The 11,948-nt window shown below is 47.2% G+C and carries 9 protein-coding genes (1 of these 9 running past the window's edge); 3 read left to right on the forward strand and 6 right to left on the reverse strand.

The genetic code is table 11. The features are described 5' to 3' along the window. Positions 1-133: 133 nt before the first annotated feature. Both ACYQ2C_RS07975 and ACYQ2C_RS07980 read right to left on the reverse strand, forming a co-directional pair. Entirely contained in the window at positions 134-1,258 is a 1,125-nt protein-coding gene (locus tag ACYQ2C_RS07975) for a GNAT family N-acetyltransferase/peptidase C39 family protein (protein ID WP_460047512.1), read from the reverse strand. A 78-nt stretch (positions 1,259-1,336) separates the two neighbouring features. Then, a complete protein-coding gene (locus ACYQ2C_RS07980; RefSeq protein WP_460047514.1) occupies positions 1,337-2,776 on the reverse strand; it encodes a RimK family protein in 1,440 nt (479 codons plus the stop codon). A gap of 248 nt (positions 2,777-3,024) precedes the next feature. Here ACYQ2C_RS07980 and ACYQ2C_RS07985 point away from each other — a divergent pair, with 248 nt between their 5' ends. Beyond that, positions 3,025-3,366, forward strand: a complete 342-nt coding sequence (locus ACYQ2C_RS07985; RefSeq protein WP_460047515.1) for a helix-turn-helix domain-containing protein — start codon at positions 3,025-3,027, stop codon at positions 3,364-3,366. Next, complete coding sequence (locus tag ACYQ2C_RS07990) at positions 3,363-4,646, forward strand: type II toxin-antitoxin system HipA family toxin (RefSeq protein ID WP_460101510.1); 1,284 nt, start codon at positions 3,363-3,365, stop codon at positions 4,644-4,646. Before ACYQ2C_RS07985 ends, ACYQ2C_RS07990 begins: the two co-directional genes overlap by 4 nt. Positions 4,647-4,987: 341 nt before the next feature. On the opposite strand, the gene ACYQ2C_RS07995 is transcribed toward ACYQ2C_RS07990, so the two are convergent. Beyond that, complete coding sequence (locus ACYQ2C_RS07995) at positions 4,988-8,029, reverse strand: type I restriction endonuclease subunit R (protein WP_460101502.1); 3,042 nt, start codon at positions 8,027-8,029, stop codon at positions 4,988-4,990. A 121-nt stretch (positions 8,030-8,150) separates the two neighbouring features. Continuing rightward, entirely contained in the window at positions 8,151-9,020 is an 870-nt protein-coding gene (dinD, locus tag ACYQ2C_RS08000; RefSeq protein ID WP_460047518.1) for a DNA damage-inducible protein D, read from the reverse strand. Between dinD and ACYQ2C_RS08005 the strand changes: the two genes are divergently transcribed. Next, positions 9,019-9,144 carry a hypothetical protein gene (locus tag ACYQ2C_RS08005; RefSeq protein ID WP_460101500.1) on the forward strand — a complete coding sequence of 42 codons (126 nt, stop codon included), beginning with the start codon at positions 9,019-9,021 and terminating at the stop codon, positions 9,142-9,144. The two genes, dinD and ACYQ2C_RS08005, sit on opposite strands and share 2 nt — an antisense overlap. Before the next feature lie 5 nt (positions 9,145-9,149). On the opposite strand, the gene ACYQ2C_RS08010 is transcribed toward ACYQ2C_RS08005, so the two are convergent. Then, positions 9,150-10,481 (reverse strand): restriction endonuclease subunit S, encoded by a 1,332-nt coding sequence (locus ACYQ2C_RS08010; RefSeq protein WP_460101498.1) that lies wholly within the window; start codon positions 10,479-10,481, stop codon positions 9,150-9,152. After that, positions 10,481-11,948, reverse strand: partial view of a type I restriction-modification system subunit M gene (locus ACYQ2C_RS08015; protein WP_460101496.1) — the 3' portion only. It continues 770 nt past the right edge of the window; only the last 1,468 of its 2,238 coding nucleotides appear in the window; its start codon lies beyond the right edge, outside the window; its stop codon occupies positions 10,481-10,483. The genes ACYQ2C_RS08010 and ACYQ2C_RS08015 overlap by 1 nt, the downstream gene beginning before the upstream one ends.

The following is an 11,948-nucleotide window of genomic DNA, read 5'->3' on the forward strand; positions in this document are numbered from 1 at the left end:
GCAATTTTGAAATTAATAACACATCCATGTATTGCTGAAAAATCCGGGTTAATCAGAAATTTCTTTCTTCTAATTTGAAATTTTAAAATTAGCTTTTTAATATTTTATCTGCGTATTTATGACGGCGTTCTATTTAATGCGTATTTAAATGAAGTGTTACTGCGGCCCGAATTCGTTGGTTACCAAATACCGACATACGCTCGAAGTCATCGTGTGCGATGGGAATGTATTGGCAATCTAAGGGTGTTTGGTGCTCTTCATCTTGATCGGGATCGTGCACAAACAAGCAGTTATCATCAATACCTGTTACCACCATCCAGTGAGGCGCTTTTTTACCGTCTAAACGGTAGGTGCTTACTAAAATTAATACGGCGTGTTTGTTAGCAATCAGGTGAGCAATATCATCATAACTGATGGCTTGGGCATGAATATTAATGTTTTGCTGTAAACACTGCTCATAAAAATGATGATGAACCGTAGCCATGATTTGTTTTTTATGGTCTGAACGCACGCCATCAATAAACAAAGGTTGGTCGGTGCTTAGCCAAACATCGGTAGAAAAACCTCGTTTTTTAGCCGCTAAAGCCAGTCCATAAGGATGACAACCACCGTGGCCGGAAGTCATAAATATGGTTGTGGCTTCTCGCCAAATATCCAGTTCGTTCTCAAGCGTACAGGTGTAGTTTTGCGAAAGGCTGGCCATGGCCATTTGTAACGCCGCTGGGCCACAGGTGAACTCGGTAGACTGCCGATACCAAGGTGTATGACGTTGTACGCCGGGTTCTCGCGGTGCGCGAATACGTTTTTGCATACGCAACGCATCGTCGTGATCACCGTAGTAATCTTGATATTCGCCAAACACGCGATAACCGTTTGCCGCATAAAGGTCGATGGCTTTTTGATTATGTTTGGCAACTTCAAGGCGCATATAGTGACGTTCGTTATTTGCCGCTAAAGATTCCAATTGCTTCAACAACATTAATGCCAAGCCTTGGCCGCGGTAATTACTGCTAACGGCCAAAGAATACAAGCGTGACAGACGAGTGCCTTGGTGATACAGCACCAGTCCGTAGGCAATGCATTTTTGTTCCTCATTGCGAATTACTAGCAAGCTAGAATTGGGCGATTGAATATGACGTTTAAAGCTTCGTGCGCTCAAACGATCGGTTTTAAAACAAGCGGTTTCCAATTCTATCAACGAATTTAAATCGGTAAGCGTTGCCGCGTTGATAGCAAAAGAATGTTCTGCGTTGGTCATTTATATCGGTGCCTTACGGGCGACGTTGTCGCCCAACCACAAATTATCGCTAATGCTGTACCAGAAATTTTTACGAATTCAGTGGCCACGCTGTTCCAATCGATTCAAAAACTCACCCATTACTTGCATGTAAAGCTCATCCCCTAAATAAGCATCTTCAACTTTGTGATCAATGCTTGGGTTGTCGTTGACTTCTAGCACGTAGGCTTTGCCATCCACCTCTTTAATGTCGATACCGTAAAGGCCGTTACCCACCGCAGCGGCGGCTTTTAACGCGGCTTTTAGCACGGGGCGTGGTACCTCAAAGGTTGGTAGCGCATCAAAACCGCCGGAGAAATTTCGCGACGAACCATGGTTATAAATTTGCCAGTGGCCGCGCGCCATATAATAACGACAAGCATAAAACGCTCGGCCGTTAATCATGCCAATACGCCAATCGTATTCGGTGAACAGATATTCTTGCACCAATAAAATCGCAGAGTCTTTAAGCAACGTTTGGCAGGTATTTTCAAGCTCTTCGCGAGATTTAACCTTAAACACACCCTTAGAAAACGAACCTTCCGGCATTTTGATGACCATCGGATACCCGAAAGCCTGTTCGATGTTATCCAGCGTTTGCGGGCTGTCATCCAAAATAAATTCGGTTTTTAGGCTGGGTACTTTTTGATAATTAAAGGCATCGTGTAAATACACTTTATTGCAGCAACGCAAAATCGAGCGGGTATCGTCCATTACAACCAAACCCAATTCTTCGGCACGGCTTGCTAACTGATAAGTTGGGTGATTAATTGCCGTGGTTTCACGAATAAACAACGCATCGTATTGATTAAGATTCGTAAGCTCGTACGCCTCGATAATATCCACAGCAATACCCAGCTTAGCTCCGGCTTTTACAAAACGGTTTAGCGCGCTCTTATCACTCGGTGGCACCTTCTCCGCTTTATTCACAAGCATGGCCATATTCCAGCGCGCACGCTTATCGCCTTTTTGCTTTTTCCAATACGAATTCGCATTAAGCTCCAGAATTTGCGTCATTACCGCGTGTTGCTCTGGCGATAACGCTTTTATACTGCAACGCTGAACCTGAACGCGTACACCGCCAGAATCCGGCAGTAACGTAACCTTAAGCAACGGCGCCGGCCATTCATTAAAAACCTTTACCGCAATCGAACCGTAACGACCATCCAGTGGTTTACCCATGCACAGGATAAACTCCTGCTGCTCGGTAGGCATGTCGTCGTCTTTAATCTGATTCTTCTTAAGCCACAAAATCGCCCCTTCACCGCGCAGCGCATTAATGGTTTTCACACTCGGAATGGCACCGTGGTGACGAGCCTCTGCCAGCAGCGAACAATAATAGCCTTTGCTTAAATAACGCGAAGTATCGCACAAATTCACCACGCGAGTTTTTGGCTCGCCAATCTTCGGGTAATCACGCAGATAATCATCAAAACTAATAGACGTTTCAGGAAACGGTGAATCATCGTTGTTATCAACAACAAACAGGGTTTTTAGCACAAAAGGAGTCCTTGCTAGCAGGAAAAAGGGCGTTGTTTAATGAAAGGTGTAATCGTAAAACTAAGTTGCATTCATAGCAGGAGAGCACAAATAAAGCTAAGTTTTTTTAACCTAAGACCAAGGTTTTTATGTGATTGATGATTGAAAGCAGCTGGCACATAAAAAAACAACTTATAAGTTGCTATAAGTGCTCAAAAGCAACTAATATGTTTCTTATTCCATAAAAAGCAACTTATGTATTTACGGTTATGAATTCGATACTTCATCAAATCAAACAGCGGCGATTAGAGCTAAATCTTAAGCAAAACGACATGATGCTGCGCGTAGGTGTATCTCGCCAGCAGTATCAGCGCCTAGAATCTAAGGGAAATCCGAGATTAGATACCTTAGAGCTAATTGCGAAGGGCCTAGATAGCGAACTCATGCTCATACCAAAAGAAAAGCTAAACGCTGTTATTGAGCTGCTCGAACAAAAAAGCTACGAACCCGATAAAGAACCCGCACTACAAGCGAACCAGCCCGAAAGCCCGGAGAAAAAACAACGGCTTTCCGATGATCCATGGCAAGATTTGTTAGGGGACGAATCATGAGCGGTGACCGCGCTGAGGAAATCAAGGTACTTAAATTGAGCCTGCACGGAAGGCTGGTTGGCCATTTAGTGGGTTTTAAAAGTGGCAGAAATATTCTGAACTTTGCGGACGAATTTAAGCACGATCCAAACCGCCCAACTTTTAGCTTAATTACTCATCCTACTTTCCCGCACGCTAAAAAAATAATGACAGAGCAGTGGGCGAGAAATCAAAAGCTGCATCCCGTCTTATCTAATTTGTTACCAGAGGGATCTTTAAGAGAACTGATAGCTCAAGAGCTTAAAGTTCACATCGATAATGAATTTCATATTCTCTCTTATTTAGGCGCAGACCTGCCGGGTGCTTTAATTGTCGAACCTGTTGAACCAAACGATGTTCCAGAGAGCATTTTGAATATTCACGGTAAAGTTCTTCCTATAAAATTCGATAGAATTTCACCGGAAAATAAATTTTCGTTAGCCGGTGTTCAAATGAAATTCTCCATGAAAGAACAGGATGGACGCTACAATCTTACTAAAGATAATATATTGGGCGATTGGATTGTAAAAACACCTTCTACCAAGCATAAAGATGTGCCGCTTAATGAATACACTGCAATGAAACTCGCAGAATTGGTGGGTGTAGACATTCCAGAAATTAAACTGGTTGAGCTGAATAAACTCGATAACCTACCACAGATAAACTTACCGAATGAAAAACTCGCTTTTGCGATTAAACGATTTGATCGCGAAAATAATACTCGTATTCACATGGAGGATTTTGCCCAAGTATTGGTTAAATACCCTCACGAAAAATATAACGCAGCAAACTACGAACAAATAGGGCGCATTATTTATGAATATTCAGGTAATGGTTTGGCAGATGCACAGCAATTTGCTCGACGATTACTCGTAAACATATTATTGGCTAATGGCGATGCACATTTAAAAAATTGGAGTTTAATTTATAGTGATAAAATCACCCCAAGACTTTCACCCGCATACGATATTCTTACCACAAACGTATACATCAATAACGAACAAAACCTTGCGCTTAATTTAGGAAAAACCAAAGACTGGTATAACGTCTCTCTTACGCATTTTCAATCATGGGCCGAGCACGCCAATATTCCTTGGCGAGCAATTAAACCACATTTAAATGATGTTGTAGAAAAAGCCCGAAACCTATGGCAAGACGCAATCAAAGACCTTCCCATAAATGAAACACACAAACAAAAACTCAAAGAGCACTGGAGCCACCTGCACGAGGATTTTAGAATAAAATTTCATATAGGAAGTTAATTCAAATTTGGGGCTATGAGTATTTATTTGACTCATCCGTGGCTCTCCTTTGCGAACAATCGGCACCTTTGGTGAATTCAAGACGTGTGAGCATTAAAAACAACGGCTTTCGGCCAATAAAAACCCCACCATCGTGCGATGGCAGGGTTTGTTTATTGGTGGCGTATGCGGCTTATAGCAAAACCAGCTTACGAGGGTGGTGCAGGCCGGTGCGGAGTGCTGCGGGTAGAGGCAAGGCTTTACCGGAGGACAGTGGTCTGTCCACGCTGACTTGCGGGATGACTTCAGGGATGCGCCCAGTTATCAGGCACTCCCGGGTAACTAGGCAACACCTCAATGGCTCACACGTTTTTGTCCGAAGTGCGAATCTGCTGATACACCGCCCGCATCAAATGGCTGGCGGCGATATTCCGAAATGCCTCGTCGTTCATCAGGCGTACAAAAATCTCCTCGTTGCCGTCCATGCGCTCAATAAACAGGTTTTCAAGTTGCTTGTTAAATACCGGCTCAAAGTTTTCCATGCTGTTGGCCATCACAGCTTGGCGCAATTGCTCATTGGCTACGGCGGTTTCGCGCACCTGATCAAAAAACAATTGGTCAGCAGGAGTAAACTCGGTACCGAAGCGTTCGTTTAATTTATCCACTAATGTCGAGAGCTGCACTTCTTCGTCGGCTTGGCCTGTACCCACTTCAGTGGGGCCGTAAAGCGCTTCGGGTTCACCCACCTTTAAATCAATCGCGCCTTCGCTGATTTTCTGCAGGCGGTAGTATTTCAGCTCCACTTCATCATCTACTTGCACGGTGCGGTTATCCGGATTGCGTGGCAACTTGGTGAGCAGAAAACGCGCATAGGTGTAGAGCTTTTCGTGGTCAGAGTCTTGATACGGAATAATCTGCGAAACAAAACCATACAGATTTCTGAAACTCACCAACTGGCTTTTGAATAACGCCTGACCTTCTTCGGCCAGTTCTTTGTAGCGCTCGATTGCTAGATCAAGAATGCCGTTCAGTTTTTTGTGCTCACCACCGGTGGGGTTTAAGCGATTGCGGAACCAGATTTCACACCAGGCACTGATTTCCGACTCGGTAAATACTTTCCATCCAGCCAGTGTATGCGCCAATGTATTGAGCTGTTGTGGGTCGGTGTCTTCACCTTTATCGGTAGTTTCGTAATAGGGCTTAAAAGCGGTGTAGATATCTTCCGGCTCATTGACGAAATCGAGCACAAAGGTATCGGTTTTTCCGCGTGTGGTACGGTTTAAGCGTGACAGGGTTTGAACCGCCTGAATGCCCGACAGGCGTTTGTCTACATACATACTGTGCAGTAGTGGCTGATCAAAACCGGTTTGATATTTCTCGGCCACTAATAACACCTGATACTCCTCGGTGTTGAATTTCTCCGGCAGTTCTGATTCTTTAATGCCGTTATTCATAGTCACTTCGGTGAATTTTTTGTCGGCATATTCTTTTAGCGTAATTTCACCGGAGAAGGCCACCAGCGATTTCACATCGGTATAGCCTTTGTCTTTGATGTATTTATCAAAGCCCAGTTTGTAGCGCACCGCGTGTTCGCGCGAGCCGGTGACCACCATGGCTTTGGCGCGACCACCGATTTTATGGCGGGTATGGGTGCGAAAATGCTCCACAATCACTTCCACCTTTTGCGCGATCTCATAATCGTGAAACTCAACAAAGCGTGCCAGTGCGCGAGCTGCTTTACGGCGCGGCACTTCCGGGTCGGCTTCTACTTTTTGAATCAGCTTGTAATAGCGCTTGTAGCAGGTGTAGTGCGCCAAAACATCGTGAATAAAGCCTTCTTCAATGGCCTGACGCATGCTGTAGTGATGGAACGGTGGCTTACCTGTTTTTGGATTTGGCTCATTAAATACCGCCAGGGTTTTAAATTTGGGTGTGGCGGTAAAGGCAAAAAAGCTGAGGTTGGGTTGCTTGGCGCGCTTAAGTTGCTCGCGCAGTAATTCTTTTTTGGCTTCCTCACTCAGTGCGTCGTCATCTATATCCAGCAGTTGCTCTGCAATGGCCGATTCAATGCCGTCTTTATTCAAAATTTTGCGCAGCTCCATTGCGGTTTCACCGCTTTGCGAGCTGTGGGCTTCGTCCACAATCACTGCAAAACGCTTGCCTTCGGTAGAGATCGCCACGCCCTTGCCGTTAGCTTCCATGGTACGAATGGCCTGGGTAATAAACGGGAATTTCTGAATGGTGGAAATAATAATCGGCACGCCATCGGCCAGCGCCTTGGCCAGCTGCTGGGTGTTTTCGTCGATTTTCTGCACCACGCCCAGCTTGTGTTCAAACTGGAAGATGGTGTCTTGCAATTGCTGGTCGAGCACGCGCCGGTCGGTGATTACCACCACCGAATGGAAAATCTTTTCATCAAAGGCATCATGCAAGCTGCTTAAGCGGTGCGCCAGCCAGGCAATGGAATTGGATTTACCGGAACCTGCCGAATGCTGAATCAGGTAATTATGGCCAGAGCCATTGGCTTGGGCATGGCTGGTAAGTGCTCGCACCGCATCCAGCTGGTGGTAACGGGGGAAAATCATCGTCTCTTTGCGGTGGCGCTTGATGCCTTTTTCGGTAACGACGGTTTTTTCTTCGATATCGAGGTGGATAAACCGCGCCAGAATATCCATCAGGCTGTCGCGGGTGAGCGCTTCCCGCCACAAATAGCCAGTGCGCACATCACCGGCTGCCGGTGGGTTACCGGCACCATGGTTATGCCCAAGGTTAAAGGGCAAAAAGAAGGTATCTTTGCCTTCCAATTTGGTGGTCATGTATACCTGCTCGGTATCCACCGCAAAGTGCACCAGGCAGCGCTGTTTAAAGGCAAACAGCAGCTCCTTAGGGTCGCGCTCAAAGCGGTATTGCGCCTTGGCGTGCTCCACATTCCAGTGCGTGGCCGACATCGGGTTTTTCAGCTCCAGGGTCGCCACCGGCAGGCCGTTCACCGCCAGCACTACATCGGGAATGGCGCCGCTTTTGGTATTCACTTGCCGAATAATGGTCAGGCGGTTATCGGCAAAGCGCTCGGTACTGGCTGGGTCCAGCCCGGTATTGGGGGCAAAATAGGCGAGGCGCACGGTTTTACCCACGCATTTAAAGCCCTCGCGCAAAATAGCCAGCGAACCCTTTACCGCCAGCTCCTTCACTAGGCTATCAATCAGCATGGCCGGGGCTTTAGCGGCATCCAGCCCCGTGAGCCGTGTCCAGATTTTGGGCTGGGTTTGTTGCACAAAGGCCACAATATCGGCGGGGAACAGCGCTGTTTCCGGGTCATAGGCTTTTGTGTTGCCCTTTTCATAGCCGCCGAGGCTGATCAAAGCTTGTTCAATGTCGTTTTCAAAGTCGCTTTCTATGTGCATGGTCATTCTTCCGTTGATTCTTGGCGGCTGGATTTAGTACAGTGCGCCCCATGCGGATTGGGGGTGCCCGGTCGCCCGCTGTAGGTCAGATAGCAGCGGATCAAGCTAGCCTCGGTGTGTGTCATCGGGGCTTTTTGTTTTTTGGTGCTTGTGTTTTTTCCAGCTTCTTCTGGCTGCTTTTTACCTGAGCGATGCTCTGTTCCGGCGTTGGCAGGGCTTCGGGCATGGTGCCGCCTAATTCGGCAATGGTCTGGCGCACCTTTTTGCCCACCTCAAAATGGGTTTGATTGGCCTGCTGCTTGCCGCTGACCTGATCGCGTTTGAGCTTTTCTTCGGCTTGGGTGGCGCGGAACAAGTTCGCTGCCAGCTCAGTGCTGCCCATATGGTCGAGGATTTTTTGGCTCTTTTTTAAACCTTTGCGGGCGTGAATGTCTTTTGCGCCCAGCCCTCCATACAAGCCCTTATAACCGTGATCCTGAAATATGGCGTAATCCAGCGGGGTTTCTACACCGGCATCTTTGGCCGCTGCCGCTAGGTATTTATTGTGCTCGGCCAGTTCATTGCGAATGGCGATGCGTTTTTCATCTTCGCTCAGTTGTGCAAATTTGGCACTGTCTTCCAGCTCTTGTCGGCGGGTTTGCAGGGCAAAATAGGTTTGGCCGTTGGCGATGACTGCCTTTGATGGATCGCCATTTTGCACAATCAGGTAGCAGGCATAGCGTGACAAGCGCACATCCTCGACCTGCCTCTTGGCCCCGGAGCCGATATCGACCATAGTGAGGAACTCCTCCATATGGTCGGCCACCTTCTGGCCACTGTTGGTACAGGCTTCCCGCGCCTTATCCATCACCGGTAAAAAGTGGCGGTATTGCGAGTATTCCAGCACCTTGGCTAATTGCCTTGCTGACCAGAATTCATTTCCAGCCTCATCGGTTTGGCGGATGCCTTCAAAAGTGGCGTGGTGCTGGCTTGAAATAGGTGATTTAGGCATGGGTATTTTCCTTCCGTGGAGTAGTAGTGGTGACATCAAAACCGCGCACATTGATGAAGGGCAGAATAGCCCAAATGCCGCGGGCGCAGGGATGCGCAGGAGCGGTGTTGCCGGTGCCAGTTGAGGCACTCATGCCGCCTCCCAATCACGAACATCGATCTTACCCGTGACGGCGTTGGTGATTAGGGCGGAGCGGTATTCTTGGAGCCGCTCGACAGCATTTGAAATAGATAATGCTTGCTCAGAGAGCTTTAATTCTATTGATTCTAAATACTTTGCTATTTCAATTTGTTCAACAAGTGGTGGGCATGCGCCAAACTGATCAGCAATTCTCTCGATGTTCAAATTGAGTTGCGTATTCAGAACCGCTGTTGTTAAAAGTTGCTGTCTCATGGCTGTGAACATATAGAATAAGTAATCAAGGTTCACATTATCCTGAGGTACAAATCCAACAATGCTGTCAGGAAAGCATGCGTCAAAATTAAGTATCGCCATATCTCCAATATTTGCAGCTATGGTCATCACGAGTGTACCTGCTGGAAACTCTCTACTTACCTTCAATCCATCTTCGTTCAATGTTTGCGAATAGCCGGTTATAAATTTCTGGGCTCTAGCAACATCGCCGGTTTGGATAAAAGGATAATCCCCATCGTAAAACCTTGGATCATTTCGAGGTCGGTGTGAAAACTTTCCTCTAAGGATTTGTGTGAAATACTTAATCTTCTTGGGTTCCCAATGCCCCGGAATTTCCCCCAACCATTCCACCCCCGAATCTTTCATCGGTACGGAAGGATCAAGCCCCTTGGTGACGGCGTGGCTGATGAGGGCGGTGCGCTTTTCGGCCAGCTTGTCGAGCAGGGCTTTTTTCTTGGCGATCAGCGCATCGATTTGTGCGGTTTTGAAATCGAGGAAACGGGCGATGGTTTGTTGTTCTTCATAATCTGGACAACAGATTCTGTAATTTCGGATGTCTTTTGCTGTGATGTGGGGAACCATTGGGTCTGTTTTGCGCTGTTCTACCCAACTTAAAAAAAGTGGACAACCTATCAAATATCTTAGGTATGACGGATATAGATCAGATGTGCTCCGAAGGCGAGCCACACGTTGAACGAGTAAAAGTGGGAGATCATCTTGGTGCACTTGTGCAAAGTTCTTTCCAACTTTCGATCCATCCATTCCAATAAGGATGTCATCGCTAGACAATAAATATCGTTCAATATCTTTCGTAACTTCAGGCCAGCATCGCTGTTTATCACCCCAGCGCAATCGGCCTTCCGTTACATTGTCACCTCGTACGAGACGAATTCCGCCTTCATATTGAAATTTTTCACTTGAGAAAGCATTCCCGACAAGCATTTCTATCAGGAAGCCTAACCGGATGGTTTTCCAGTGAGAAGGAATATCCTTACTCCAAAGATACTCTTCTGTAGGTGATCTATCCGGATATGCTGAGTATTGCATCACACCACCTCACCCAACATCGCCACAATTTCTTTTTCCAGCTGGCTAATTTCGCTGGCAATTTCTTCCAACGGGCGCGGTGGCTGGTACACATAAAAATGCCGCGTCAGCGGAATTTCGTAACCTACTTTGGTTTTGCTGTGGTCTATCCAGGCATCCGGCACATGGGGCAGCACTTCGGCTTTGAGATAATCTTCACAGTGGTCTTTGACCAGCTCTAACAACTGATCGTGACCGGTTTCGTTATCAAAACCCAGCGGCAATGGCAGGGCGATATTGTCGGGCAGGCTGACAATTTCGGTATCGCGCAGCTCGCTATCGGGCTCGGGGTTGCCTTTGGCATCCAAACAACTATCAGCGGTTTTATCGCGCTCGCTGAGCGCCGCCAGAATCGCCTTTTTCACTGGTGCGCCGAGTTTGAGTTCGGCTTGTTTCAGGGCTTTATTTAAAACGTTTTCAAATTGGGTTCGGTTTTTATACAGGGTTTCGCCATTCATCTGTTCGAGCAGGGTTTTAATCGCTGCTTGCAGCGCCTCACCGGCTGCCACTTCGGCCGCATAGGCGGCTTCGTTTTTGCGCTTTTTGCTGGTGGCTAAATTGCTAAAGGCTTTTTGCTCATCCAGCTTGGCAATGCGCTCGGCACTCACCTGAAAGTTCAAGCGCAGCGGCCGCTCGACAGTGATTTTTAAAAAGCCGAAATCCTGGTTATCAAACAGTTTGCTGCACACGCGGGCCTCACTTTTGCCATCCACTAATACCTGGCTTTGGGCATCGTGTTCGTATTCGGCATACAGGCGCACCAGTTCTTTAATGTGATCGTCTGACAGTTCATTGCGTTTATTGCCCAGGCTTTTATCCATTTTTTTGAAATGGCGGGTGCCGTCGATGAGTTGCACTTTACCTTGTCGGTGGGCGGGCTTTTTGTTGGTGACGATCCACACATAGGTGTATATGCCAGTGTTGTAGAACATCTGATCGGGTAGCGCGACGATGGCATCGAGCATATCGCGTTCGATAATCCAGCGGCGGATATTGGATTCGCCAGAGCCTGCATCGCCAGTAAACAGTGGCGAGCCGTTAAAGACGATGGCGATTTTGGAGCCATCACCACCTTCATTTTTATCGTTAACCATCTTCGGCGGCTGGTGCATTTTGGCGATCATATGCTGTAAAAACAGCAGCGAGCCGTCGTTAATGCGCGGCAGGCCAGCGCCAAAACGGCCGTTAAAGCCGAGGTTGTTGTATTCCTCACGCACAAAGTCTTCTTCGGGTTTCCACTCCACGCCAAAGGGCGGGTTGGCCAGCATGTAATGGAATTTTTTATCCGGGTGGCCGTCATGGGCAACAAAGCCGTTGGTTTTGTTTTTGGCGTCTTTAATGCCGAGAGTATCGCCGTAAATCAGGTTGTTAATGGGTTCGTCTTTTATCAACAAGTCAGCGCAGCAAATGGCGTAAGACTCAGGGTTG

Source organism: Sessilibacter sp. MAH3 (assembly GCF_054658275.1).

Excerpts from the sequence above, each read along its gene's own strand:
- ACYQ2C_RS07995 (WP_460101502.1), bottom strand. The coding sequence starts at position 8,029 with ATGCACATAGAAAGCGACTTTGAAAACGACATTGAACAAGCTTTGATC.
- ACYQ2C_RS08010 (WP_460101498.1), bottom strand. The coding sequence starts at position 10,481 with ATGCAATACTCAGCATATCCGGATAGATCACCTACAGAAGAGTATCTT.
- ACYQ2C_RS07975 (WP_460047512.1), bottom strand. The coding sequence starts at position 1,258 with ATGACCAACGCAGAACATTCTTTTGCTATCAACGCGGCAACGCTTACC.
- ACYQ2C_RS07990 (WP_460101510.1), top strand. The coding sequence starts at position 3,363 with ATGAGCGGTGACCGCGCTGAGGAAATCAAGGTACTTAAATTGAGCCTG.
- ACYQ2C_RS08005 (WP_460101500.1), top strand. The coding sequence starts at position 9,019 with ATGGGTATTTTCCTTCCGTGGAGTAGTAGTGGTGACATCAAAACCGCG.
- dinD (WP_460047518.1), bottom strand. The coding sequence starts at position 9,020 with ATGCCTAAATCACCTATTTCAAGCCAGCACCACGCCACTTTTGAAGGC.
- ACYQ2C_RS07985 (WP_460047515.1), top strand. The coding sequence starts at position 3,025 with ATGAATTCGATACTTCATCAAATCAAACAGCGGCGATTAGAGCTAAAT.